The sequence below is a fragment of the Cupriavidus sp. CER-90 genome (genome assembly GCF_057652055.1).
Genome location: NZ_JBYGYM010000002.1, coordinates 3507709 through 3533361, shown reverse-complemented (window position 1 = coordinate 3533361; position 25653 = coordinate 3507709). Strand labels below are relative to the sequence as shown.

22 protein-coding genes are annotated in these 25653 nt (G+C 66.5%); 13 read left to right on the top strand and 9 right to left on the bottom strand.

The annotated features are described in order from the left end of the window. Nucleotides 1-29: 29 nt before the first annotated feature. Genes AC24R4_RS26605 through wrbA form a run of 3 tightly spaced genes read right to left on the bottom strand, consistent with a single transcriptional unit; the run spans nucleotide 30 to nucleotide 2460 of the window. Nucleotides 30-1454: an FAD-binding oxidoreductase gene (locus AC24R4_RS26605; RefSeq protein WP_400395502.1), complete on the bottom strand. Its 1425-nt coding sequence runs from the start codon at nucleotides 1452-1454 to the stop codon at nucleotides 30-32. Between the two features lie 14 nt (nucleotides 1455-1468). Next, on the bottom strand, nucleotides 1469-1867 hold the full coding sequence (locus tag AC24R4_RS26600) for a DUF2069 domain-containing protein (RefSeq protein WP_400395496.1): 399 nt from the start codon (nucleotides 1865-1867) through the stop codon (nucleotides 1469-1471). Then, on the bottom strand, nucleotides 1864-2460 hold the full coding sequence (wrbA, locus tag AC24R4_RS26595; protein WP_400395495.1) for an NAD(P)H:quinone oxidoreductase: 597 nt from the start codon (nucleotides 2458-2460) through the stop codon (nucleotides 1864-1866). Before wrbA ends, AC24R4_RS26600 begins: the two co-directional genes overlap by 4 nt. Nucleotides 2461-2742: 282 nt before the next feature. On the opposite strand from wrbA, the gene AC24R4_RS26590 reads away from it, so the two are divergent. Then, entirely contained in the window at nucleotides 2743-4074 is a 1332-nt protein-coding gene (locus AC24R4_RS26590; RefSeq protein ID WP_153948333.1) for a YihY family inner membrane protein, read from the top strand. Nucleotides 4075-4108: 34 nt separating this feature from the next. On the opposite strand, the gene AC24R4_RS26585 is transcribed toward AC24R4_RS26590, so the two are convergent. The 3 genes from AC24R4_RS26585 to AC24R4_RS26575 are packed head-to-tail and all read right to left on the bottom strand — an operon-like array spanning nucleotide 4109 to nucleotide 6588. Next, nucleotides 4109-4426 carry an Mpo1-like protein gene (locus AC24R4_RS26585; RefSeq protein WP_487523875.1) on the bottom strand — a complete coding sequence of 106 codons (318 nt, stop codon included), beginning with the start codon at nucleotides 4424-4426 and terminating at the stop codon, nucleotides 4109-4111. Between the two features lie 36 nt (nucleotides 4427-4462). Continuing rightward, nucleotides 4463-5278 (bottom strand): alpha/beta fold hydrolase, encoded by an 816-nt coding sequence (locus AC24R4_RS26580; RefSeq protein ID WP_400394880.1) that lies wholly within the window; start codon nucleotides 5276-5278, stop codon nucleotides 4463-4465. Next, the gene (locus tag AC24R4_RS26575; protein ID WP_400394878.1) at nucleotides 5278-6588 is read right to left on the bottom strand and encodes an O-acetylhomoserine aminocarboxypropyltransferase; all 1311 of its coding nucleotides are present in this window, start codon (nucleotides 6586-6588) and stop codon (nucleotides 5278-5280) included. Before AC24R4_RS26575 ends, AC24R4_RS26580 begins: the two co-directional genes overlap by 1 nt. 233 nt (nucleotides 6589-6821) lie before the next feature. Here AC24R4_RS26575 and AC24R4_RS26570 point away from each other — a divergent pair, with 233 nt between their 5' ends. The 5 genes from AC24R4_RS26570 (at nucleotide 6822) to AC24R4_RS26550 (ending at nucleotide 12556) form a co-directional block, all read left to right on the top strand. Continuing rightward, the gene (locus AC24R4_RS26570) at nucleotides 6822-7277 is read left to right on the top strand and encodes a CBS domain-containing protein (RefSeq protein WP_092595912.1); all 456 of its coding nucleotides are present in this window, start codon (nucleotides 6822-6824) and stop codon (nucleotides 7275-7277) included. A gap of 161 nt (nucleotides 7278-7438) precedes the next feature. Next, nucleotides 7439-9343 carry an MFS transporter gene (locus tag AC24R4_RS26565; protein ID WP_400394875.1) on the top strand — a complete coding sequence of 635 codons (1905 nt, stop codon included), beginning with the start codon at nucleotides 7439-7441 and terminating at the stop codon, nucleotides 9341-9343. A 2-nt stretch (nucleotides 9344-9345) separates the two neighbouring features. After that, complete coding sequence (locus tag AC24R4_RS26560) at nucleotides 9346-10122, top strand: glutathione S-transferase family protein (RefSeq protein WP_487523874.1); 777 nt, start codon at nucleotides 9346-9348, stop codon at nucleotides 10120-10122. 119 nt (nucleotides 10123-10241) lie between these two features. Beyond that, nucleotides 10242-11345, top strand: coding sequence for a chorismate synthase (gene aroC, locus AC24R4_RS26555; protein WP_400395602.1), 1104 nt, complete (start codon nucleotides 10242-10244; stop codon nucleotides 11343-11345). Continuing rightward, on the top strand, nucleotides 11291-12556 hold the full coding sequence (locus AC24R4_RS26550) for an MFS transporter (RefSeq protein ID WP_400395604.1): 1266 nt from the start codon (nucleotides 11291-11293) through the stop codon (nucleotides 12554-12556). Before aroC ends, AC24R4_RS26550 begins: the two co-directional genes overlap by 55 nt. Here the strand turns inward: AC24R4_RS26550 and AC24R4_RS26545 are convergent. Further along, nucleotides 12553-13725 carry an NAD(P)/FAD-dependent oxidoreductase gene (locus AC24R4_RS26545; RefSeq protein ID WP_400395608.1) on the bottom strand — a complete coding sequence of 391 codons (1173 nt, stop codon included), beginning with the start codon at nucleotides 13723-13725 and terminating at the stop codon, nucleotides 12553-12555. The genes AC24R4_RS26550 and AC24R4_RS26545 overlap by 4 nt on opposite strands. After that, nucleotides 13700-14401 carry a FadR/GntR family transcriptional regulator gene (locus AC24R4_RS26540; RefSeq protein WP_487523873.1) on the bottom strand — a complete coding sequence of 234 codons (702 nt, stop codon included), beginning with the start codon at nucleotides 14399-14401 and terminating at the stop codon, nucleotides 13700-13702. The genes AC24R4_RS26545 and AC24R4_RS26540 overlap by 26 nt, the downstream gene beginning before the upstream one ends. Before the next feature lie 301 nt (nucleotides 14402-14702). On the opposite strand from AC24R4_RS26540, the gene AC24R4_RS26535 reads away from it, so the two are divergent. From AC24R4_RS26535 to torA, 4 genes are all read left to right on the top strand, one after another. After that, entirely contained in the window at nucleotides 14703-15668 is a 966-nt protein-coding gene (locus tag AC24R4_RS26535; protein WP_487523872.1) for a flagellar brake protein, read from the top strand. A gap of 235 nt (nucleotides 15669-15903) precedes the next feature. Then, nucleotides 15904-17511: a c-type cytochrome gene (locus AC24R4_RS26530; RefSeq protein WP_487523989.1), complete on the top strand. Its 1608-nt coding sequence runs from the start codon at nucleotides 15904-15906 to the stop codon at nucleotides 17509-17511. Further along, nucleotides 17508-18158: a TorD/DmsD family molecular chaperone gene (locus AC24R4_RS26525; RefSeq protein WP_487523871.1), complete on the top strand. Its 651-nt coding sequence runs from the start codon at nucleotides 17508-17510 to the stop codon at nucleotides 18156-18158. Before AC24R4_RS26530 ends, AC24R4_RS26525 begins: the two co-directional genes overlap by 4 nt. Beyond that, nucleotides 18148-20631, top strand: a complete 2484-nt coding sequence (gene torA, locus AC24R4_RS26520; RefSeq protein WP_487523870.1) for a trimethylamine-N-oxide reductase TorA — start codon at nucleotides 18148-18150, stop codon at nucleotides 20629-20631. The genes AC24R4_RS26525 and torA overlap by 11 nt, the downstream gene beginning before the upstream one ends. A 96-nt stretch (nucleotides 20632-20727) precedes the next feature. Here torA and AC24R4_RS26515 read toward each other — a convergent pair whose 3' ends face one another. After that, a complete protein-coding gene (locus tag AC24R4_RS26515) occupies nucleotides 20728-22407 on the bottom strand; it encodes an electron transfer flavoprotein-ubiquinone oxidoreductase (protein ID WP_400394613.1) in 1680 nt (559 codons plus the stop codon). Between the two features lie 433 nt (nucleotides 22408-22840). Between AC24R4_RS26515 and AC24R4_RS26510 the strand changes: the two genes are divergently transcribed. From AC24R4_RS26510 to AC24R4_RS26500, 3 genes are all read left to right on the top strand, one after another. Next, nucleotides 22841-23626, top strand: a complete 786-nt coding sequence (locus AC24R4_RS26510; RefSeq protein ID WP_153948346.1) for an SDR family oxidoreductase — start codon at nucleotides 22841-22843, stop codon at nucleotides 23624-23626. A 108-nt stretch (nucleotides 23627-23734) separates the two neighbouring features. Continuing rightward, the gene (locus AC24R4_RS26505) at nucleotides 23735-24334 is read left to right on the top strand and encodes a TRAP transporter small permease (RefSeq protein ID WP_400394616.1); all 600 of its coding nucleotides are present in this window, start codon (nucleotides 23735-23737) and stop codon (nucleotides 24332-24334) included. After that, nucleotides 24331-25635 carry a TRAP transporter large permease gene (locus AC24R4_RS26500; protein WP_194946531.1) on the top strand — a complete coding sequence of 435 codons (1305 nt, stop codon included), beginning with the start codon at nucleotides 24331-24333 and terminating at the stop codon, nucleotides 25633-25635. The genes AC24R4_RS26505 and AC24R4_RS26500 overlap by 4 nt, the downstream gene beginning before the upstream one ends. Nucleotides 25636-25653: the final 18 nt, after the last annotated feature.

Sequence of the window (25653 nt, the reverse complement as noted above, 5' to 3'; positions counted from 1 at the left end):
GCCGGCGATGTCTTCCCCTCGATCTCCCCTCACATCACCTTGCCGGGATTCATCAGTCCCTGCGGGTCCAGCGCCTGCTTGATCGCGCGCATCATGGCCAGTTCGACATCGCTCTTGTAGCGGCGGTTTTCCTCCAGCTTCAGCTGGCCCAGGCCATGTTCGGCCGAGATCGAGCCGTTGTGGGCGTGGACGCTGTTGTGGACGATCAGGTTGATGGCGTCCTGATGCTTGAGGAACTGGTCGTTGTCCACACCGGCCGGCGGCGACACGTTGTAGTGCAGGTTGCCGTCGCCCAGGTGCCCGAACGTGACCATGCGCGACCCGGGGAAGGCGTCCTGCAGCAGCGCGTCGGTGGTCTCGATGAAATCGGCCACGCGCGAGATCGGCACGGCGATGTCGTGCTTGACGTTCTTGCCTTCCTCCACCTGGGCCAGCGGAATATGCTCGCGCAGATTCCAGAAATCGCGCGACTGCTGCACCGATTCCGCCACCACCGCGTCGGTCACCACGCCGGCGTCGAAGGCCGCTTCCATCATGGTCTCGAAGATGTGCCGGGCGTGGTCTTCGCTCTCGCTGTCGGACAGTTCCAGCAGCACCAGTTGCGGATGGTGCTCGCTGAACGGATAGCGCAGCTGCGGAAAGTGCCGGGTCACCAGGTCGATGCACAGGGCCGACATCAGTTCGAAGCCGGTAAGCATGGCGCTGGCGTGCGACTGGGCGATGGCCAGCAGGGCCAGCGCGGCGCGCGGGCTCTTGACCGCGGCCAGCGCCGTCACGCGGGCGCGCGGCGCCGGGAACAGCTTCATCACGGCGGCGGTGATGACGCCCAGCGTGCCTTCGGCGCCGATGAACAGGTCGCGCAGGTCGTAGCCGGTATTGTCCTTGCGCAGCCCGCGCAGGCCGTCCCAGACCTCGCCGCGCACATTGACCACCTCCAGCCCCAGGCACAGTTCGCGCGTATTGCCATAGCGCAGCACGGCCGTGCCGCCAGCGTTGGTCGACAGGTTGCCGCCGATGGTGCAGCTGCCCTCGGCCGCCAGCGACAGCGGAAACAGCCGCCCATGCTCGCGCGCCACGTCCTGCAGCTGCTGCAGGATCACGCCGGCTTCCACGGTGATCGTGTTGTTGAGCGGGTCCACCTGGCGCACGCGGTTCATGCGCTGCAGCGACAGCACTACCACGCCCCGCGCGGCGGATTCGCCAGCCCCGGGCGTGGCGCCGCCGCACAGGCCCGTATTGCCCCCCTGCGGCACCACGGCCAGCCGGTGCGCGTGGCAGGCGTGCATCACGGCGGCCACTTCCTCGGTGGTCCCGGGGCGCAGCACGGCCAGCGCGTCGCCGGTATAGCGGCGGCGCCAGTCGGTCAGGTATGGCGCCTTGTCGGCCGCATCGGTCAGCACGTTTTGCGGACCGATGGCGGCGCGGCAGAGATCGAGGAACGAGTCGGAATGCACGGCGGTCATGGCAGTCAGGAGGGTTGGGACGTTTTGGCGATGGCCTTGGCGCGGCGCTTGTAGGGCCGCAGGTACAGGATCGTGGCGACAAAGAACACCAGCGTCAGGGCCACCTCGCCCCAGGCCAGCCACGACGACGGGGCGCGGTCGCTGGTGGCGCGCACGATGCCCTCGGTGAAGTACAGCAGGATCAGCATCGACGACCACTGCATGGTGTAGCGGTTGCGTGTCCAGACGCCGCGCAGCACCGGCAGCAGCAGCACGCATTTCAGGACCAGCCACGATCCGCCCGGGCGCAGGGGCGCCAGGAACCATTCCCAGGCAATGCACAGCGCGATCAGTGCGATCAGGCTGGCCAGGCTCAGGCGCCAGAGCGGCGGGCTGTGCAGCGCGCGATCGTCGGGCGTCTTCATCGCGCGGCCAGCTTCAGGGCCGTCTGTGCCAGCCGGCGGCCCATGGCCGTGGCCAGCGCGGCTTCCTGGTCGGTGACCGGGCCGTGGTTGTCGACGTGCGCGTGATGGCTGGGACCGTAGGGCGTGCCGCCGGCCGTGGTGGTCATCAGGCCGGGCTCGGAATAGGGCAGGCCGACGATCACCATGCCATGGTGCAGCAACGGCAGCATCATCGACAGCAGCGTGGTTTCCTGGCCGCCATGCAGGCTGCCGGTCGACGTGAACACGCAGGCCGGCTTGCCCGCCAGCGCGCCCGACAGCCACTGGGCGACCGTGCCGTCGAGGAAATACTTCATCGGCGCGGCCATGTTGCCGAAGCGGGTGGGGCTGCCCAGCGCCAGGCCGGCGCATTCCTCCAGGTCGTGCAGTTCCGCATAGGGCGCGCCTTCGGGCGGAATGTCGGGCGCGGTGGCTTCACAGACGGTGGATACGGGCGGCACGGTACGCAGGCGGGCCTGCGCGCCGGGGACGCTCTCGATGCCGGTGGCGATCAGTTCGGCGAGTCTGCGGGTGGCGCCGTGGCGGCTGTAGTAAAGGACGAGGATGTCGGTCATGAGCGGGACAGGCGCGCCGGGCAGGGACCGGCAGGGGCCGGCGCCATGGATAAGGGTGGAGAACGGCGCAAGCGGCGGAATCAGCGTGAATCGGCGTGAATCAGCGGAATCGTCGTGAATCGGCGGAATCGGCGCCGCGGGACGATCCGCGTATTATAGTTGGGGCGCCGCCGGAAGTGACGCCCCCGATGCCGTGCCGGCCATGCCGGCGCCCCCGGCCCGGCGCGCAAGTGATGGACCGGCGTCGCATCCTTATTTGAAATCCACGGAGAAAGCCCCCGCATGTCCGCCGTCCGCATTGCCCGCCTGCGCAGGGAATGGAACCTGCAGAAGGTGCGCGCACTGGCCCGCTACGCGCTGCGCCGCGCCGGCGAAAACCGGCTGCCCCAGGTGGCCGCCAGCCTGACATTTACAACGTTCCTGTCCGTGGTGCCCGTGCTGACCGTGGCATTCGCGCTGCTGGCCGCGTTCCCGGTGTTTCGCGAGTTTCGCGGCCAGATCGAGGGCTTCCTGTTCCAGAACCTGATCCCGGGCGGCAATATCAGCGATTCGGTGTCGCGCTACCTTGGGCAGTTTTCCAAGAGCGCGCGCGGGCTCACCGCCCTAGGCCTGGGCGGCCTGATGGTGACGTCGGTGCTGACCATGCTGACCGTGGAAGACGCGCTCAACGCCATCTGGCGCGTCAAGCGGCGCCGCCCGCTGGCGCAGCGGGTACTGGTGTTCTGGGCGGTGCTGACGCTGGGGCCGGTGCTGATCGGCGGCAGCCTGTCGGTCAGTTCGTACCTGATTTCGGTCTCGATGGGCTACGTCGGCAACCTGCCGTTCGGCATGAGCCTGGTGGTCGGGCTGATACCGATCGGCCTGACCGCGCTGGCCTTTGCCTTCCTCTACATGGCGGTGCCGTATGCCTATGTGGACTGGCGCGACGCGATCTTCGCCGGCATCGTGGCCGCCGTGGCCTTCGAAGTGGCCAAGCGCGCCTTTGGCTATTTCATTACCCATATTCCGACCTACACGGCCGTCTACGGCACCTTTGCCGTGCTGCCGCTGTTCCTGCTGTGGATGTATGTGAGCTGGCTGGTGACGCTGCTGGGCGCAACCATCGCGGCGAACCTGCCGGTGATCCGCGAAGGCCACTGGCGCCGCCGCACGTTCGCGGGCAGCGAGTTCTTCGACGCGCTGGGCGTGCTCTACGTGCTGTACCGCGCCCGCGAGGAAGTGCCGCGCAGCGTGGGCGAACTGGACATGGGGCGCAAGCTGCGGGTGGAGGCCGACTACCTGGCCGGGCTGCTGGCCAAGCTCAAGGCGCTGCACCTGGTGGGCAAGCTGCAGCAGGACCATGGCCAGGCCCACTGGGCGCTGCTGTGCGATCCGTCGCAGGTCACGCTGCGCACGCTGCACGACCGGCTGGTGCTGAACATGGCGCGCCTGCCGCGCACGGCGCTGGCGCAGCAGATGCAGGGCGTGGAAGTGCTGCGCGGCATCCTGGACAACCCGCAGCTGGACCAGCCGCTGGAAGCCGTGTTTCGCCAGCAGACCGCCAATGCGGCCGCCAACGAGGCGGCCGGACCGGCAATCCAGGCGGTGCCGCCCGGCCGGCACGGGCAGGGCTGAGCGCGCCGCCGACGCCCCGCGTGCCGGCCCGGATTCAGAACGGGATCTTGCCGCGCAGGATATCGGCGACCATCACCCAGTCGCCCATCAGGCTGTAGAACGGGTGCCGGAAGGTGGCCGGGCGGTTCTTCTCGAAGCCGAAATGCCCGACCCAGGCAAAGGCATAGCCCGAGACCAGCGCCGCCAGCAGCCACCAGGCGTTGCCGGTGACCCCCAGCGTGACCAGGCAGGCCAGCGCCAGCGTGGAGCCCGCGAAATGCAGCCGCCGGCAGGTGCGGTCGCGGTGCTCGCTCAGGTAGTACGGATAGAAATCGGCAAAGCTGGCGAATTCCTTGGCATGGACCTGAGCCATCGCAGTCTCCTGATTTTTGGTCTTTTTCCGATCTTTCTACAGTGTAGACCTTGCAAACGCGGCCAGCGCGTCGAGCACCTCGTCCGGTCTCTCGCCCATCATCGCGTGGCCGCTCGGCACCGTCACGACGCGGGCCTTGGGCATCTTGCCGGCCAGCGCCTGGGCCGCCTTCGGCGACGTCATCATGTCCTTGCTGCCGACGATGAACAGCGCCGCGCAGGTCACGGCCGCGGCCGCTTCGTCGCCGTGGGCATACCCGTTGCAGGCCGAGAAATCGGTGTGGAACACATGGGCGCCGGGGTTGCGGGCGCTGACGCGCTCCATCAGCCGCTGGCTGCCGCCATGCATCCACGCGCCGGGCCCCGGCGACGACGGCTTGCTGGCCAGGCTGGAAATGGACCACTGGTTGACCATCGCAATGGCATCGCCTTCGCGGTGCAGCGCGGCGTCGAGCAGGGCGTCGGATACCTTCATCGGATACGCGGTGGCCAGCAGCCCGATGCCGCGCACGGCCTGTGGATGGCGGGCCGCGCATTCGAGCGCGATCAGCGACCCCATGCTGTGGCCGAACACCAGCGCCGGGGCCTTGACGCCGGCCGCGCCGGCCAGCGCCATGACCCAGTCGGCCATGTCTTCGACGGTGGTCAGCGGCGCGCCCGCGCTGCGGTTGTGGCCGGGCAGGTCCACGGCCAGCACGGAGAAACCGTGATTGGCGAACCAGCGCGTCTGCAGCCCCCAGACGCTGTGATCGTTCTGGGCGCCGTGGACGAAGATGGCGCAGGGCAGGGCAGGGTCGAACGGCTTGCCGCCCGTGTAGGCATAGGCCAGGTGGCCGGAGACGGTCAGTTTCATCACGCCTTGCCCCCCATGGCCTTTTCGGCGGCCTTGAGACCGCGTTTCAGATCGTCGATCAGGTCGTCCGGATCTTCCAGGCCGATCGACAGCCGGATCGACCCTTCGCCAATGCCGGCGGCTTTCAGCGCGGCGGCGTCCATGCGGAAGTGCGTGGTCGATGCCGGATGGATCACCAGCGAGCGGGCATCGCCCACGTTGGCCAGGTGCGAGAACAACGCCAGGCTCTCGATAAAGCGTTGCCCGGCCTTGCGGTCGGCCTTCAGGTTGAAGCTGAAGACCGCGCCGCAGCCGCGTGGCAGTAGCCGTTTCGCCAATTCATGGTCGGGGTGCGATTCCAGTTCGGGGTAGGCCACCGATTCGATCATCGGGTGTCCGGCCAGGAACTGCACCACGCGGCGCGTGTTGTCGACGTGGCGGCTCATGCGCAGCGGCAGCGTCTCGATGCCCTGCAGCAGTTGCCAGGCGGCCATCGGATTCATGCACGCGCCAAAGTCGCGCAGCCCTTCGCGGCGGGCGCGCAGCAGGAACGGCGCCACCGTGCTTTCCTCGGTGAACACCATGTTGTGGAAGCCCTCGTACGGCTCGGACAGTTCCGGGAATTTGCCCGAGGCCTCGAAATCGAACGTGCCGCCTTCGGCCAGCACGCCGCCGATGGTGGTGCCGTGGCCGCCCAGAAACTTGGTGGCCGAGTGGTAGAGCAGGCCGGCGCCGTGGTCGAACGGGCGCAGCAGGTAGGGCGTGGTGAACGTGGAATCCACCAGCAACGGAATGCGGTGGTCCTGGCCGATCTGGGCCACGGTGGCGATATCGAGCACGTCCAGGCCGGGATTGCCCAGCGTCTCGCCGAACAGCAGCTTCGTCTGCGGCCGGATGGCGGCGCGCCAGGCGTCGATATCGCGCGGATTGACGAAGGTGGTCTCGATGCCGAAACGGCGCAGCGTGTAGTGCAACAGATTGTGCGAGCCGCCATACAGCGCGGTGGACGCCACGATATGCGAGCCGGCCCCCATCAGCGTGGCCACGGCCAGGTGCAGCGCGGCCTGGCCAGACGCCGTGCCGATGGCCCCGGCGCCGTTTTCCAGCGCCGCCACTCGTTCCTCGAACACGGCGACGGTGGGGTTGCTGATGCGCGAATAGACGTGACCGGCGCGTTCCATGTTGAACAGCGACGCCGCGTGCTCGCTGTCGCGGAACACGAACGACGTGGTCAGGTGGATCGGTGTGGCGCGGGCCCCGGTGGCGGGGTCGGGCGCGGCGCCGGCGTGCAGGGCCAGCGTGTCGAAGCGGCTGCCAGACGATGTGGACATGGCGGGAAGGGCCCGGTTGGCCGGACCGCGGGTGGTTGTCTCCGACCGGCATCCTAGCACCATGCGCCACACGGGGCAGCCCGGGTTTTTCCCGCCGCCCGGCGGCCACGGGCCCGCCTGGCAGGCCTCTGGAGGCCACGCTCGCTTTACTTGAGACGGCGGTTTGGGCTAGCATCGGCCATCAAACCTGCGCCACAGACCCTGCAACACAAGGCAGCCCCGGAGACACCATCATGAAAGTCAGCGACATCCTGCAGATCAAGGGCAACACGCTCTTTACCGTCACGCCGGATACGCCGCTGCAGCAGGCGATCCAGACCATGGCCGAGCACGACATCGGCTCGCTGGTGGTCATGGAGTACGGCGACCTCGTCGGCATGCTGACCTTCCGCGAAATCATCGAGGTGCTGGCCGCCAACAACGGCACGCTGGGCCCCGTGGGCATCCGCAAGGTCATGGACGACGCACCGCTGACCTGCACGCCCGAAACCGACGTGAACGAGGTGCGCCGCATGATGCTCGAGCGCCACACCCGCTACCTGCCGGTACTCGAAAAACGCACGCTGATGGGCGTGATCTCGTTCTACGACGTGGCCAAGGCCGTGGTCGAAGAGCAGAGCTTCGAGAACAAGATGCTCAAGGCGTACATCCGCGACTGGCCGGAAGAAAAGGAACAGCCCGCGCGCTGAGTCCATGCCCCCGTCCGGTGCCGCCCTGGCATCGGACTTTCTTCGGCGTGAGACTTGTCTGATTTAAGCGTCTCCCCATAGCCGATCCTGCCCGCTGCTGGCATGATGGCGGCGAACTGATGCCCCGGCGGGTCACCGGGGTCAACTCCTGTTTGCCATTGATGAGCCAACAAAGCCAGTTTCGCCTGCTTGGCGTGCGCCGTTTCGCCCCGTTTTTCTGGACGCAGTTCCTGGGGGCCATGAACGACAACGTCTTCAAGGTCGCCTTCACCTCGCTGGTCACCTATCACGCCGCGCTGTTCGATGGCGTCGATCCTCATAGCGCCGCCTTTCTGATTTCCGCCATCTTCATCGCGCCGTTCGTGCTGTTTTCGGCCACCAGCGGGCAGATCGCCGACAAGATCGAGAAATCGCGGCTGATCCGGCTGGTGAAGTCGCTGGAGATCGGCATCATGCTGCTGGGGCTGGCCGGCTTCTACCTGCACAGCGCCACGCTGCTCTACATGGGCACGTTCCTGATGGGGCTGCACTCGACGCTGTTCGGGCCCGTCAAGTTCGCCTATCTGCCCCAGCATCTGGACCAGACCGAACTGGTGGGCGGCAACGGGCTGGTGGAAATGGGCACCTTCGTCGCCATCCTGCTGGGCACGCTGCTGGGGGGCGAACTGGCGGGCCTGACCGGCGCCGACGGCAAGGTGGTCGGGCCGCTCTATGTGGGCATGGTCTGCGTGGTCATCGCGCTGGCCGGGCGCGCCGTATCGCAGGGCGTGCCGCTGTCTCCCGCGCCGCAGCCGGACCTGCGCATCAACTGGAACCCGTTCACCGAGACGTGGCGCAACCTGATCCTGGCGCGCCAGAGCCGCGTGGTGTTCCAGAGCCTGCTGGGCATTTCCTGGCTCTGGTTCCTGGGCGCCACCTTCCTGACGTCGTTCTTCAGCTTCGCCAAGGATGTACTGGGCGGCGACCAGAACGTGGTCACGCTGCTGCTGGCCGTGTTCTCGGTCGGCATCGGCGTCGGGTCGCTGCTGTGCGAGCGGCTGTCGGGGCGCCATGTGGAAATCGGCCTTGTGCCGTTCGGGTCGATCGGCATGACGGTGTTCGCGGTGGATCTCTATTTCGCCACGCATGGCCATGCCACGAGCGGCACGCTCAGCGGCGTGGGTGGCTTCCTGGCGCAGCCGGGCCACTGGCGGGTACTGATGGACCTGTTCTGCGTGGCGATGTTCGGCGGTTTCTACAGCGTGCCGCTCTATGCGTTGATCCAGAGCCGCTCGGCGCCGACGCACCGGGCACGCATCATCGCCGCCAACAACATCCTGAACAGCTTCTTCATGATCGCCGCGTCGCTGCTGGGCGTGTTCATGACGCAGGCCGGCTATTCGATCCCGCAGCTGTTCCTGGTGGTGGGACTGCTCAATGCCGTGGTGGCCATCTATATCTATACGCTGGTGCCCGAGTTCCTGCTGCGCTTCATCGCCTGGCTGCTCGTGCATACGATCTACCGGCTGCGCCGCGTGAATGCCGAGCGGATTCCGGAAGCGGGCGCCGCCGTACTGGTCTGCAATCACGTGAGCTTTGCCGATGCCGTGGTGCTGATGGCGGCCAGTCCGCGTCCGGTGCGCTTCGTGATGGATCACAATATCTTCAAAGTACCGGGCCTGTCGTGGTTTTTCCGCCAGGCCAAGGCCATTCCGATTGCGCCGGCGCGCGAGAACCCCGCACTGCTGGCCCGCGCCTACGACGCCGTGGCCGCCGCGCTGGAAGACGGCGAACTGGTCTGCATCTTCCCGGAGGGCAAGATCACGGCCACCGGCGAGATCAACCCGTTCAAGACCGGGGTCACGCAGATCATCCAGCGCACGCCGGTGCCGGTGGTGCCGATGGCGCTGCGCGGGCTGTGGGGCAGCTTCTTTTCGCGCAAGGGCGCGCCGGCCATGACCCGGCCGTTCCGGCGCGGCCTGCTGAGCAAGCTCGAACTGGTGGTAGGCGAGCCGGTGCCGCCGGAGTCAGCCACCCCCGAAAGCCTGCAACGGATGGTGCTTGCCCTGCGTGGCGACTGGAAATAACGATGATCACCCTGTTCACCTTTGGTCCCGCGTTTGGGTTGCCCGACGCCAGCCCGTTCGTCATCAAGGCCGAGATGCTGCTGAAGCTGGCCGGTCTGCCCTACCGGACACAGCGCGGCAACGTGCGCCGGGCGCCCAAGGGCAAGCTGCCGTACCTGGACGACATGGGGCGGCAGGTGGCCGATTCGACGCTGATCCGCTGGCATCTCGAGAAGACCTACCACGTGGATTTCGACGAGGGGCTGACGCCGGCCGAGCGCGGCGCGGCCTGGGCGGTGGAAAAGCTGCTCGAAGACAACCTCTACTGGGCCGTGGCGCGCGTGCGCTGGCTGGAAGGCGACAACTTCGAACGCGGGCCGGCGCAGTTCTTCAACGTGGTGCCCGGGCCGCTGCGCGGCATGGTCAAGGCGCTGGTCAAGCGCCGCGTGCGCCAGATGCTGTGGTCGCAGGGCCTGGGGCGCCATAGCGTGGACGACATGACCGCGATCGCGGTGCAGGGCGTGCAGGCCGTGGTGGACATCCTGGGCGACAAGCCGTACCTGATGGGCGACCAGCCATGCGGCGCCGACGCCACCCTGTTCGCGTTTGCGGCCAGCCTCCAGTCGCCGGTGTTCGAGACGCCGATCCGGACCGCCGCGCAATCTCACGCCAACCTGCAGGCCTACCTGGCACGCATGCGGGCGCAGTTTTATCCCGATTTCGTGGGCAGCGGCGTGTTCGCACCGGATTTCGGCCAGCCGGCGGCCGGCATTGGGGCCACCGCCGCCGCAGGCGCGTGAGTTGGCGTTGGGCCGGCGTCTGGCCGGCGTCCGGCGCGGCATGCGGCCGCCGAGGCGTCTGTCCGGACGCTAATGGCCGTACAATGTAGCCCGTCCCCCAATTCCTGCGCATTTCAACCATGTCTGGCAATACCCTCGGCCTGCTTTTCACAGTCACCACGTTCGGCGAATCGCACGGACCGGCCATTGGCGCGGTTGTGGATGGCTGCCCGCCGGGCATGTCGCTGACCGAAGCCGACATCCAGATCGATCTGGACCGCCGCAAGCCCGGCACGTCGCGCCATGTGACGCAACGCCAGGAGCCGGACCAGGTGGAAATCCTGTCGGGGGTGTTCGAAGGCAAGACCACGGGCACGCCGATCTGCCTGCTGATCCGCAATACCGATCAGCGCAGCAAGGACTACGGCAATATCGTCGAGACGTTCCGCCCGGGCCACGCCGACTACACCTACTGGCACAAGTACGGCATCCGCGATTATCGCGGCGGCGGCCGTTCGTCGGCGCGCCTGACGGCGCCGGTGGTGGCCGCGGCGGCCATTGCCAGGAAGTGGCTGCGCGAGCAGTACGGCACCGAGATCCGGGGCTACATGTCGCAGCTAGGCGAAATCGAGGTGCCCTTCACCGACTGGAAGCATGTGCCGGAGAACCCGTTCTTCGCGCCGAATGCCGACATCGTGCCCGAGCTGGAAACCTATATGGATGCCTTGCGCCGCGATGGCGATTCCGTCGGCGCGCGCATCGAGGTCGTAGCCAGCGGCGTGCCGGTGGGCCTGGGCGAGCCGCTGTTCGACAAGCTCGACGCCGATATCGCGCACGCGATGATGGGCATCAACGCGGTCAAGGGCGTGGAGATTGGCGCCGGCTTCGCCAGCGTGGCGCAGCGCGGCACCGTGCATGGCGACGAACTGACGCCAGAGGGCTTCCGCACCAACAACGCCGGCGGCGTGCTGGGTGGCATCTCCACCGGGCAGGACGTGACCGTGTCGCTGGCGATCAAGCCGACGTCGAGTATCCGCACCGCGCGGGAATCGATCGACAAGGCGGGCCAGTCGGCCAGCGTCGAGACGTTCGGCCGCCACGACCCGTGCGTGGGCATCCGTGCCACGCCGATTGCCGAAGCGATGCTGGCGCTGGTGCTGATGGATCACGCGCTGCGCCACCGCGCCCAGTGCGGCGACGTGCGCGTCGAGACCCCGCGCATCGCGGCGCAGGCCAAATCCTGAGTCCCGCCTCATACCGGCCGGGGTCAATCGACCCGGCCACCTATCTCCGTTTCGGACTTTTCTACCTCGGCTACTACGGCTACGTTGGCGTCATCTCGCCGTATGTCAGCCTGTTCTTCGCCGATCGCGGCTTCTCGCCGGTGCAGATCGGCGTGCTGATGGCCTGCTTTCAGCTAAGCCGCATCGTCGGGCCGTATCTGTGGGGCTGGCTGTCGGACGTTACCCATACGCGCGTGAAGCTGCTGCGGCTGGCGGCCGTCGCGTCGCTGCTGGCGTTTCTGGCCGTGCCCGGCGTCCACAGTTATGGCGGCATGATGGCGATGATGATCGGGCTCAACCTGATTACCAGTGCCATGTCGCCATTGGGCGATGCGCTGACGATTTCCACGCTGCGGCGCCACGGCGCGTTCGACCACCGCTATGGCCGCGTGCGCATGTTCGGCTCGGTGGGGTTTATCGCGGCCGTGCTGCTGGGCGGCGCGCTGTTCGAACACTTCGGCATGCCGGCTTTCCCATGGCTGGCCAGTGCGATGCTGGCGCTGTTCGCCGTGGTGGTCTTCGGGCTGCGCGATGCCGAAGACGAAGGGCCGCGCGTGAAGCCGCCCCCGGCGTTGCCGCTGCTGCGCCGGCCCGACGTGGCCTGGTTCCTGGCGTCGGCCTTCCTGATGATGTTTGCCCACGCGGCGCTCTACGTGTTCTATTCGCTGTACCTGGAGCAACTGGGCTATAGCAAGATCGCCATTGGCGTGATGTGGACCATCGGTGTGGTGGCCGAGATCGTGTTCTTTTTCTATCAGGGGCGGCTGTTTGGCGCGCTGGCACTGCGCACGATCCTGGCGGGCACCTTCGTGCTGGCGGCATTGCGTTTCGGGGTGACCGGATACTTCGCGCAGTCCGCCTGGCTGATGGCGGCCGTGCAGGTCCTGCATGCGGCCACGTTTGCCGCGCACCACAGCGCCAGCCTCAAGAGGCTGCAGCGTTGGTTCGCCGGGCCGCTGCAAGGGCGCGGGCAGGCGCTCTATACAGGCATTTCCTACGGTCTGGGCGGCACGCTCGGCGGCCTGGTCATGGGGTGGACGTGGAAGACGCTGGCGCCGATGCACACGTTCGGTCTGGCGGCGTTGGCCGCGGCCCTTGGGGCCGGCTGCGCCGCGATGAGCTTCCGGGATGAACGCCCGGAGGCCCACCCGGAAGCCGCGACGCAGGCCTAGGCCAGCAATCCGGCGACCTTCTCGGCAATCGCCAGCGACGACGTCAGCCCCGGCGATTCGATCCCGAACAGATTGACCAGTCCCGGTACGCCATGCACCTGCGGGCCGTCGATGCGGAAATCGGCGGCGGTCTCGCCCGGGCCGCTGATCTTCGGGCGGATACCGGCGTAGCCCGGCTGCAGGGCGCCATCGGCCAGTCCCGGCCAGTAGCGGCGCACCTCGTCATAGAAGCTGTCGGCGTCGTGCGGTGGCACGCTGTATTCGATCTCGTCGATCCAGCGCACATTGGGGCCGAAGCGCGCCTGGCCGCCCAGGTCCAGCGTCAGGTGTACACCCAGGCCGGCGGCTTCGGGCACCGGGTAGATCAGGCGCGAGAACGGCGCCCGGCCAGCCAGCGTGAAATAGCAGCCCTTGGCGTAGAACTGGCCAGGAATGTGCTCGGGCGGGATGCCGTCGATGCGGCGCGCCAGTTCGGGCGCGGTCAGACCCGCCGAGTTGACCACCGTGCGGGCCAGCAGCGTCGTTTCGCCATCTTCCCCGGCCACTTCCAGCCGAATGCCATCGGGCGTGACGGCGCCCGATACCACGGGCGACTGCACGGCCAGCATCGCGCCGGCCTGTTCGGCATCGCCCAGCAGGGCGGTCATCAGGCCGTGGCTGTCGATGATGCCGGTCGATGGCGACAGCAGGGCGGCATGGCATGCAAGATGGGGCTCCAGGGCGCGCGCTTCGTCGCGCGTCAGCAGCCGCAGGTCATGCACGCCATTGGCCTCGGCCTTGGCACGGATGCCGGCCAGCGTGGCCACCTGGGCCTCGCTGGTGGCGACGATCAGCTTGCCGCAACGCTGGTGCGTCACGTGGTGGCTGGCGCAATAGTCATACAGCATGGCCTTGCCGCGCACGCACAGCTCGGCCTTGAGCGAGCCGGCGGGATAGTAGATGCCGGCATGGATGACTTCGCTGTTGCGGGCGCTGGTAATCGTGCCAAACGCGTTTTCGGCTTCGAGGATGATGACCTCGCGGCCCTGCTGCGCGAGCGCGCGTGCCACGGCTAGGCCCACCACACCGGCGCCAATCACGACGCATTCCACGTTTTCCATCTGTCTGCTCCTGTCTTGTTCGGTCTTTTCCGATGTCTGGTGTTCAGTCGAGGCCCATCCGTTGCGCAGCGGCGCTCAGGTGGGCGGATGCGGCGGCGCGCGCGGCTGCGGGGTTGCTGGCGGCGATGGCATCGACCAGCACCGCATGTTCGGCGTCGGCGGCACGCGGCGCCCCCTGGGCCGCGTGGAGCCGGGCGCTGTTTTCCCATGCGTGCTGGCGCGCCACCAGCAGCTGCTGGCTGACGAAGTCGGTCAGGCCCGTGAAACACGGGTTATGGGCGGCCTGCGCGATGGCGTGATGGAACGCGATGTCGGCTGCTGCCGCGCTGGGGAAATCGGCGCCGTGGCGCTGCATGCTGGCCAGGGCGTCGCGGATCCGCTGCAAATCGGCTTCGGTCCGGCGCAGCGCCGCCATTTCGGCGCAGGCCGTTTCCACGACCCGCCGCAGTTCGAACAGTTGCGCCAGGGTGGGGCCGCCGTCCGGCGTGCTGGCCACGCGCCAGACCTGGCCGCCGGGCGTCTCGGACACATAGGCGCCGGAGCCCTTGCGCGTGATCAGCACGCCGTCTGCCTTGAGCAGGGCAATGGCCTCGCGCACGATGGGCCGGCTGACATCGAATGCATCGGCCAGCGCCGCCTCGGCTGGCAGGCGCGCTCCGGCGGCAAAGCGTCCGGCGGCAATGTCGTCGCGCAAGGTCTGGGCGATGCGGCTGGCAAGCGAAGCGGGGCGAGGCAGGCGATCCATATTGATCCGGGATGCTGTCAGGCTGTCTGACAGCTTTTCGTCGAACGCTGATTCTGCTAGGTCGAATGACGGCCGTCAAGCGCCGATTGATCTCCCGGTGGCGGAATGACGGTGGCGGCACATGAACGGTTCCAAAAGCGAACGCCACCAAGGTGGGGGTCAAGGTTCTGTCACATTGGTCGATAGCTGACGCATCAGGATCGGTGTGTCCGTCACAGGTGATGGCAGGCAACGGTCCGTCACGATTTCCTCGCGCCGGCGCACCGTGTGCCGGCGCGTTTCATGGAGAGTCCGCTACGCCATGATTCCGCTTACGCCGCAAGACCTGCCCGTCGGGCAGCCGCTTCCCTGGTCCTTGCTGGACGGACAGGGCAACCTGATGCTGGGCAGCGGCAGCATCATCCCCGATGCCCGCGATCTGGCGCTGATGTTCCGGCACGGCACGGTTTGCCGGCCTGACGACATGCCCGAAGCCGGCAACGAGCCCGACGCCCTGGCCGGCACGCGCCTGAACGCAGGCCCGCTGGGCCTGCAGGTGGGTACGCTGCTGCACGTGAAGACCCCGGGAGAGCAGTCTCGGGCCGCCGCAAGCCGCCTGATCGGCTTTATCGAACAGGGGCTGTTTGTCACCTGGCCGACGCTGGGCGGGCGCGAACTGGCCGTGCGTGCCGGCGAAGACCTGCTGCTGCGCGGATTCTCCGGGCACGCCATCCACAGTTTTACGTCGACGGTCACGGCGGTATGCCGCAGCCCGTTCCGATACCTGGTGCTGTCGGCACCGGCCCAGACGGAGCAGTTGCCGGTGCGCCGCGCCGCGCGCGTGCCCACGCGGCTGGCGGCCTATCTGGTCGATGCCGATGAGGCGGGTGCCGGGGCGGACGAAGGTGACAGCGGCGGCGACGGTGGCAACGGTATCGACAACGCCCCCGGCCAGACCGTCCCCGATCTGTCCGTCGACCAGCGCATGGGCGAGGGCCTGGCACGGCTGGGATTGCTGTCCGACCTCAGCACCGGCGGCGCGCTGGTGCAGACATCGTCCCCCGCCCCGGCCGTGGGGCAGAAGGTGCGGCTGCGCTTCCAGTTGCGCACCGGCGCGCTGGACGCCGAAGTCCTGATCGATGCCACGGTGCGCAGTGCGCCGGGGCAGGAAGACGAGGAGTTCCCCGCGTTCGGCGTGGCGTTCGACGCGCTGGGCGAGCGCGAGCTGACGCTGCTGCAGTGCTTTATCTACGAGCAGTTGCTGGCCACGACCTGCATGCCGGTCTGATCCGGCATCTGCCTCCGCCTTTTCAGCTGCCCCGATAGCCGGCAGCGCGGCGATGCGCTCACGTGCCATGGCATCTTCGGTGCCAGGAACGCGATCGCTCGCGCACTGACGCGCGCCTCTTTGTACCAAATTGCTCCAGGTGATGTGGCAGTTGCTTCGCATCAATCATTGTTAGCCCTATCAGGCATACGGTTACGGCATTCCGCGGATTGCTCAATGAGGTCACCGTATGACAATGATAAAAAGAAGGTCCCTGAAGATCGGCGCCATCGTGGCGCTGGTTGCTGTCGCCGCTTTCCTGCTGCTCACGGCGCCCAGTGCCTGGCGCCTGCTGCACGCGTCCCGCGACTTGCCGGACGCATCGACGCCCGACCTGGTCAACGGCCGCACGCAGTTCATTGCTGGCGACTGCGCCACGTGCCACGCGTCGGTCGGCAAGGGGGATGAAACCCTGCTGGGTGGCGGGCGGTCGCTCGACACCGCGTTCGGTGTGTTCCACATGCCCAACATCTCGTCCCACCCGAACGATGGCATCGGCGGCTGGACGATCGAGCAGTTCATCATGGCCATGCGCGAGGGCGTGATCCCCGGCAAGGGCAACGCATATCCGGCCTTCCCGTACACGTCGTACCAGCGCATGACGGCCAATGACCTGCGCGACCTGTTCGCGTATATCCAGACCCTTCCACCGGTGGGCGGCAAGGTGGCCGATCACGACCTGAAGTTCCCGTTCTCCGTGCGCCGTGGCGTGGGGTTATGGCGGCTGGCCTTCCTGGACGGCGAGCCCTTGCGTGACGATCTGTCCAAAGGCGAGCAGTGGAACCGTGGGCGCTACCTGGTGGAAAGCTCGGCCCACTGCGTGGAATGCCACTCGCCACGCAACGTGATGGGCGCCATCCCGTTCGCCCGGCGGTTCTCTGGCGGGCCGAATCCGGAGGGCACCGGCCATATCCCCAACATCACGCAGGACGAGACCGGCATCGGGTACTGGTCGGTCAATGACATTGCGCGCTATCTGGCAGAAGGCGTCAATCCCATCGGCATCAAGGCAGGTGGTGACATGAAGGAAGTCGTCGCGAATACCGCGCGCCTGTCGGAGGCCGATCGGCTGGCCATGGCCGTCTACCTGAAATCGCTGCCCGGCGTGGAAGCGCCCAATGCCGGCGCCCCACGGCCGAACCGGACCGAGGAAGTGGTGGTGCTGCCCGCGGATCAGGGGCATGCCGGGCCTTCGCGGCTGGCCTCGCTGGCGGCGCCGCCCGACGTGATTGCCGGCAAGGATCAGTTGTACGTGGTGTCGCCGACCCCCTTCACGCTGGAAGCGGGTGGCACCGGCGAAGATGGCAAGCTGCTTGGCGCCACGCGGCTGGCGGTGCTGAAGCGCGAGGCCGGACGCTTGCAGGTGCGCGTGGAAGGCTGGCAGCAGGATGGCTCCGACAGCGCAATGTACGCGCTCAAGGGGCAGCGCATCATGCAGGCCGTGCTGTCTCCCGAGGCGATTGCCACGGTGCAACGCGTCAAGACGGAGCGCGACGAAGAGACCGGGCAGGATTGGCACGAGGCTCACCTGACAGTCTGGATTCCTGCTACCGGCCTTTCTGCCGATCTGGCGCAGCTCTGGAAACACGGCGACGAAACCTATCGGCAATCGTGCGCCAGTTGCCACGCCTTGCCGCACACCGACGAATACCTGGCAAACCAATGGATTGGCACGCTCGGGGCGATGAAGCGCTACACGTCGCTTGACGATGCCGAATACCGGCTGATGCTGTCCTGGTTGCAGAACCACTCCAAGGACGTGGGCGCTGGCGCACACGGCAAATCGCACGGTGTTGCCGAATGACCATTGCACAAGTCGTGGACTATGCACAGTGCGAGCTAAGGGGGCTCGCCATCGACCGCGTGGCGGGCTGGCTGGCGGCGCCTCCAGACGAACATGTCGTCGCACAGCTTCAATCCGCCAGCGGGCAGGCAATGCTGGACGCGCTTGCCGAGGAATTCGAATGCAAGGCGGAGGCGCGGGCGCTCTGCCTGTCGTTGGCCGGCGCATCGCCGGCCACGGTCGCCCATGACATTGCGGTGTCCTGGACACGCCTCTTCGAGGGCGTGATGGGCACCCCGGCAGTGTCAGCCTATGAAAGCGCCTATGCGAACGACCCCGCGGCGCCCAGCGCACGCACGCATGGCAAGGCGGTAGACGAAATGAACGATCTGCTGGCGCGCTTTGACATGTCACTGGTGCACCCGGGCGAACCATCGGACCACGTCGCCGTGGAACTTGCCCTCTACGCGCATCTGCTGCGCCGCGGCGACAGGGACGGCATCGCGCTGATGCGTGAACGGCTCTACGCCTGGGTTCCAGCACTGATCGCGCGATGCTGCCAGAACGATCCCGGCGGTTTCTATGGCGCAAGCGCCAGTCTGCTTGGCGTGCTGCTCGAGCACACCCCGGACCCCGCACCACAAGAATGGAGTCATCATGCCGAATGAATGCAAGAACCTGCAATTGAGCACGTCGCGTCGTCAATTCATCAAAGGGGTACTGGCCACAGGCGCCCTCGCTTCCAGCCCTTCGCTGCTGGCCGCCGGTGCGGCCAGCCCGGCGGCACCAGCCGGCGCTTCCGAGGTGCTGACGGGCTCGCACTGGGGCGCGTTCTATGCGCGTGTGGAGAAGGGGCGCATCACAGGTGTCCGCCCATGGGAAAAGGACCCCAGGCCATCTCACCAGTTGCCAGGTGTTATCGACTCGATCTATTCACCGACGCGCATTCGCTACCCGATGGTGCGGCGCGCCTGGCTGGAGAAGGGCCCAGGCGCCGACCGCGCCGGCCGGGGCAAGGGCGACTTCGTGCGCGTAAGCTGGGAGCAGGCGCTGGACCTGGTGGCGAAGGAACTGGAGCGGGTGCGCCGCAAACATGGCCCGACGTCCATTTTCGCCGGGTCATATGGCTGGAAAAGCCCGGGCAAACTGCACAACTGCCAGACGCTGCTGGCGCGCGCGATGACGGTCAATGGTGGCTTTGTCAGCCGCAGCGGCGACTATTCCACGGGCGCGGCACAGGTCATCCTGCCTTATGTGGTGGGCTCGATCGACGTGTACGAGCAGCCGACTGTCTGGCCCGTGCTGGAAGCCCACACCGAGTTGATGGTGTTCTGGGCGGCCGACCCGATGGTGACCAACCAGATCGGTTGGCAGGTACCTGACCACGGCGCGTATCCGGGCATGGAGGCGCTCAAGAAGAAGGGCGTCAAGGTGATCTGCATCGATCCGGTCCGTACGGAAACGTGCCAGTACTTCGATGCGGAATGGATTGCGCCGCGACCGCATACCGATGTGGCGCTGATGCTCGGCATTGCACATACGCTGTACGTGGAAAATCTCCATGACGCGAAGTTTCTGGCGCGCTACACCACAGGCTTTGATCGCTTCGTACCCTACCTCACGGGCAAGTCAGACGGCGTGCCGAAGGATGCAGCATGGGCGGCGGCCATCTGCGGCATTCCGGCCGACACGATCCGCGGGCTCGCCCGCCGTTTTGCGGCGAATCGGACAATGCTGGCGGCGGGATGGTCGATCCAGCGCCAGCATCACGGCGAGCAGTCGCACTGGATGCTTGTCACGCTGGCGTCCATGCTCGGCCAGATCGGCCTGCCCGGCGGAGGCTATGGCTTTACCTATCACTACGCCAACGGCGGCAGCCCAACGGCAACCGGACCGGTGCTGCCCGGGATTATTGGCGGGGCGAAGCCGCCGGCGGGGTCCGAATGGCTGGAGGCGGGCGGAACGGAATCGATTCCGGTGTCGCGCATCGTCGACATGCTCGAGAACCCGGGCCAGCCATACGACTTCAACGGCAGGCGATCGAAGTATCCCGATATCAAGCTGGCCTACTGGGTCGGCGGCAATCCGTTCATGCACCACCAGGATCGCAACAGGATGCTGAAGGCATGGCAGAAGCTGGACACCTTTATCGTGCACGACTTCCAGTGGACAGCGACCGCGCGGCACGCCGACATCGTCCTGCCATGCACGACCAGCTACGAACGTAACGATATTGAAGGAATTGGCGATTATTCGATGAGCCATATCCTGGCCATGCGCAAGGTGGTGGAACCCGTCTTCGAAGCGCGTAATGACTACGATATCTTCGCCGACATATGCGAGCGGATGGGTACCGGCAAGGCCTTCACCGAAGGGCGCGACGAGATGGGGTGGATTCGATCCTTCTACGAGGCCGGGCGTGTGCAGGCGCGCGGCAAGCGCATGGAGATGCCGGTGTTCGATGTGTTCTGGAACAGCAACAAGCCGCTGGCCTTTCCGATCAGTGCCGAGGCCAAGGGGTTTATCCGGCACAAGGCATTTCGCGACGATCCATTGCTCAACGCGCTGGGTACTGCGTCCGGGCGCATCGAGATCTACTCGGCCAATATCGCGCGGATGAAGTACGACGATTGCCCGCCGCATCCGACCTGGATGGAACCCATCGAGCGATTGGGCGGCCCAGGGACACAAAAATTCCCGCTGCATATCGTGAGCAGCCATCCCAAGGACCGGCTCCATTCCCAGCTATGCGGGACGATATTGCGCAAAACCTATGCGATCCAGGGACGGGAACCATGCCTGATGCACCCGGACGACGCGAAGGCGCGCGGCATCGCCGACGGCGATATCGTCCGCGTATTCAACGATCGTGGGCAGATTCTGGTGGGTGTGAGGCTGACCGCCGATATCCGCCCCGGGGCCATTCGCGTTTGCGAGGGCGCCTGGTACGACCCGGTCGAGGGTGGAAAGCCCGGTTCGCTGTGCCGCTATGGCGATGTGAACAACCTGACTACCGGTATCGGCACGTCCAAGCTGGCGCAAGGCAACTGCGGCCATACAGGGATGGCGCAGGTCGAGAAATTCCGGGGCAAGGCGCCGGACGTGGACGTGTTCCGGGCACCGCGCGGCGCGGATGCATGACCTGACTGCGCGTATTGCCTGGATCGCGTGATCAAACGGAGAACGCCGGCCAGTGGCCGGCGTTCTCCGTGACTGCGCAGGGGGGGGCGCAGCGGCTTACATGCCCACGTAGTTCGGGCCGCCGCCGCCTTCCGGCGTCACCCAGACGATGTTCTGCGTCGGGTCCTTGATGTCGCAGGTCTTGCAGTGCACGCAGTTCTGCGCGTTGATCTGCAGGCGTTCCTTGCCATCGTCGTTCTGCACGAATTCGTACACGCCGGCCGGGCAGTAGCGCGACTCGGGGCCGGCAAACTTGTCCCAGTTGACGTTCACCGGCACGCTGGCGTCCTTGAGCGTCAGGTGAGCGGGCTGGTTTTCTTCGTGGTTGGTGTTGCTGATGAACACCGACGACAGGCGGTCGAACGTGAGCTTGCCGTCCGGCTTCGGGTACTCGATCTTCTGGCACTCGGCGGCCGGCTTCAGGTACACGTGGTCCGGCTTGGTCCGGTGGATGGTCCAGGGCGGGTTGCGGATGCCGAGCTTGGGCAGCAGCCACTGCTCGATGCCGGTCATCAGCGTGGCCGTGGTGCGGCCCTTCTTGAACCATTGCTTGAAGTTCTTGGCCTGCAGCAGTTCCTTGTGCAGCCAGCTCTGCTCGAAAGCCGCCGGATAGGCCGTCAGTTCGTCGTGCTGGCGGCCGGCTTGCAGCGCGTCATAGGCGGCTTCGGCGGCCATCATGCCGGTCTTGATCGCGGCGTGGCTGCCCTTGATGCGCGATGCATTCAGATAGCCGGCATCGCAGCCGACCAGCGCGCCGCCCGGGAACACGGTCTTGGGCAGCGACAGCAGGCCGCCAGCCGTGATGGCACGGGCGCCATAGCCGATGCGCTTGCCGCCTTCGAAATACTGGCGGATTTCCGGATGGGTCTTGAATCGCTGGAATTCCTCGAACGGCGACAGCCACGGGTTGGTGTAGTCCAGACCCACCACGAAGCCCACGGCGACCTTGCCATCTTCCATGTGATAGAGGAACGAACCGCCGTACGTGGCCGGATCGAGCGGCCAGCCGGCCGTGTGCACCACCAGGCCCGGCTTGTGCTTGGCCGGGTCGATTTCCCACAGTTCCTTCAGGCCGATGCCGTAGCTCTGCGGATCGCGGCCGGCGTCGAGCTGGTACTTCGCGATGAGCTGCTTGCCCAGGTGGCCGCGCGCGCCTTCGGCGAAGATCGTGTACTTGGCATGCAGTTCCATGCCGAGCTGGAAGTTCTCAGTAGGCTCGCCTTCCTTGTTGATGCCCATGTTGCCGGTGGCCACGCCCTTGACCGAACCGTCGTCGTTGTAGAGCACCTCGGCTGCCGGAAAGCCCGGGAAGATCTCCACGCCCAGCGATTCGGCCTGCTGGCCCAGCCAGCGCACGAAGTTCGACAGGCTGACGATGTAGTTGCCTTCGTTGTGGAAGCACTCGGGCAGCAGCGGGGCAGCCTTGGAGCCGGATGCGTCCAGGAACAGGAACTTGTCCTCGGTGACGGGTTGGTTCAGCGGGGCGCCCAGTTCCTTCCAGTTCGGGATCAGCTCGTTCAGCGCGATCGGGTCCATGATGGCGCCCGACAGGATATGCGCGCCGGGCTCGGAGCCCTTTTCCAGCACGCACACATTGACGTCGCCGCCTTTTTCCGCGGCAAGCTGCTTCAGGCGGATGGCGGTGGCCAGGCCGGCGGGACCGCCGCCGACGATGACCACGTCATATTCCATGGCTTCGCGCGGGCCGAACTGCTCGACGAGCTGTTGCTGATCCATTGTCTCTTACCCTCAGTTTCTTCTGGGCGGCAATACTGCCGCATGGTGCAGCCCTCTCCAGGCGTGCGGATTGTGGGATGCGGTAATCGTGGCTCTGCGGAACCTGGGCCGTCCGGGGGTGCGAGGCGGGTTCGACGTATGGCGGCACGCGCCTGCCCGGTGCGGGCGCGGCGCGGCATGCGCGCTGACCTGGCTATCGGCGGGTGACCGGGCCGGATCTAGGCGTTTTTCCTCTTTCCCTTTGGGGACCAAGTTCTTAGAATCTCCGGCATTGTCCGGGACTCGACACCCTCAGGCAAGACATTTTTTTGAACGACCGTTCTTTTTTTTGATAAGCTGCGGCCGTATATCGGCAGGTGCCTCGCCAGGCGCCCGCGATGCGGAACAGCGGGCCGTGCCGGGCCGGCGCGGCTGCTCCCACACCGAGGTAACTATGGGTTTGTCGATCAATCTGGAAGGCAAGGTCGCGCTGGTGACCGGGGCGTCGAGCGGACTGGGTACGCGGTTTTCCCATGTTCTGGCTGCGGCCGGTGCCAAGGTCATCCTGGCCTCGCGCCGCGTGGAGCGGCTCAAGGAGTTGCGGGCAGCGATCGAGGCCGATGGCGGCAGCGCGCACGTGGTGCGGCTGGACGTGACGGACCCCGACAGCATCCGCGCCGCCGTGGCGCACGCTGAAACGGAGGCCGGCTCCATCGATATCCTGGTGAACAACTCGGGCGTGTCTACCACGCAGAAGCTCACCGATGTCACGGCCGACGACTTCGATTTCGTCTTTGATACCAACACGCGCGGCGCGTTCTTCGTGGCCCAGGAAGTGGCCAAGCGCATGATCGCGCGGGCCAAGGGCGCCGAGAAGACGGGCAATCCGCTGCCCCAGGCACGTATTGTCAATATTGCGTCGGTGGCCGGTCTCAAGGTACTGTCGCAAATTGGTGTCTACTGCATGAGCAAGGCCGCCGTGGTCCACATGACCAAGGCCATGGCTCTGGAGTGGGCGCGTCACGGTATCAACGTGAACGCGATTTGCCCCGGCTATATCGACACCGAAATCAACCACCACCACTGGGATACCGACGCGGGGCAGAAGCTGATCCAGATGCTGCCGCGCAAGCGCCTGGGCCAACCCGAAGACCTCGATGGCCTCTTGCTGCTGCTGGCGTCCGATGCATCGCGCTTTATCAATGGCGCGGTGGTCACTGCCGACGATGGCATGGTCTGACCGCTGACCCCTTGGGGGCGGGGGCGGGCCTAGAAGAATAAGCAACAGGAGAAACGTCTCGGACGGCCAGCTGGCCAGAGGCGGCCCGGAACCGGAGGCCGGGTTTTGATGGCTCAAGAAGAACAGGCACGGCGCGACGCCGGGCCGCAGCACGTCGTCGATTCGGTGATCGTTCCCGAAGCCGCCGACGAGGCGCGCGACAGCGAATTCCGCATTTCACCGCGTATCGAGGACTGGGTTGGCGTCATGGTGATGGTGTTGCTGGTGGCCATCACGTTTGCCAACGTGGTGGTCCGCTATTTCACCGACGAATCGTTCGCGTGGACCGAGGAATTCTCGGTCTTCCTGATGATCGTGCTGGCGCTGGTGGCCGGCAGCGCCGCCGTGGCGCGCGACCGCAATATCCGTATCGAGTATTTCTTCGAGCGGGGCAGCGCGGCGCGCCAGAAGCGGCTGGCCATCCTGTCGGCCCTGGCCGTGGCGGTGATGTTCCTGGCGCTGGCGGTGCTGGGCGCGCGGATTACCTGGGATGAATACGCGTTCGGCGAGACCTCGCCAGGCATCGGCGTGCCAAGCTGGTGGTATTCGATCTGGCTGCCCGTGCTGTCCGGCGCCATCGCGCTGCGGGCGCTGGCGCTGGCCCTGCGCAATGCGCGCGCGCTGAAGGCTCTCCATGCAGCGAACAAGGATGGAGGCCAGCCGCAATGACGCTGGTTGCCATCATTCTCTTCGTGGTGTTCATCGGCCTGATGCTGCTGGGCGTGCCGATCGGCGTGTCGCTGGGGCTGGGCGGCCTGGTGGCCATCGGCCTGTCGAACCTGGACACGCAGATGTTCGGCCTGCTGGCCGTGCCGCAGAACTTTTATGCCGGGCTGGCCAAGTATCCGCTGCTGGCGATTCCGATGTTCGTGCTGGTGGGGTCGATTTTCGACCGCTCCGGCGTGGCGCAGCGGCTGGTGACCTTTGCCATCGCCATCGTCGGGCGCGGGCCGGGCATGCTGCCCCTGGTGGCCATCCTGGTGGCGATGTTCCTGGGCGGGATTTCCGGCTCGGGCCCCGCCAATGCGGCGGCCGTGGGCGGCGTGATGATCGCGGCGATGTCGCGCGCCGGGTATCCGGGGTCGTACAGCGCGGCGGTGGTGGGCGCGGCGGCGGCCACGGACATCCTGATTCCGCCTTCGGTGGCCTTCATCATCTATAGCGTGCTGGTGCCGGGCGCGTCGGTGCCGGCGCTGTTCGCGGCCGGCATGGTCCCGGGCATCCTGGCCGGCGTGGCGCTGATCGTGCCGGCCGTGTGGCTGGCGCGCAAGCACAACATGGGGCATATCGAGGCTGCGCTGCCGCGCCCGCCGTTCTGGAAGAGCCTGCGCGAGGCCGCGTGGGGGCTAGTGGCGCCGTTCCTGATCCTCGGCGGCATGCGCGCGGGCTGGTTCACGCCGACCGAGGCCGCCGTGGTGGCGGTGGTGTACGGCCTGTTCGTCGGCATGGTGATCTACCGCAGCATTGGCATGCGCGACCTGTTCACCATCTTCCAGGAGGCGGCCGAAACGTCGGCCGTGATCCTGCTGGTGGTGGCTCTGGCTGGCATCTTTGCCTACGCGCTGTCCACGCTGGGTGTGATCGACCCGCTGGCCAACGCCATTGCGCATTCGGGCCTGGGTGAATACGGCGTGCTGGCGCTGATCGTGCTGCTGCTGATGACGGTGGGCATGTTCCTGGACGGCATCTCGATCTTCCTGATCTTCGTGCCGCTGCTGCTGCCCATCGCCAATGCCTTCCACTGGAACCCGGTATGGTTTGGCGTGGTGCTGACGCTGAAAGTGGCGCTGGGCCAGTTCACGCCGCCGCTGGCCGTGAACCTGATGGTGTCGTGCCGTATCGCCCGCGTGCGCATGGAAGAAACCGTGCCCTGGGTGATCTGGATGCTGCTGGCGATGTTCATCGCCATGCTGATGGTGCTGGCTTATCCGCCGCTGGCCACCTGGCTGCCCGACTACCTGGGCTACTGATTTGAACGACAAGACGAA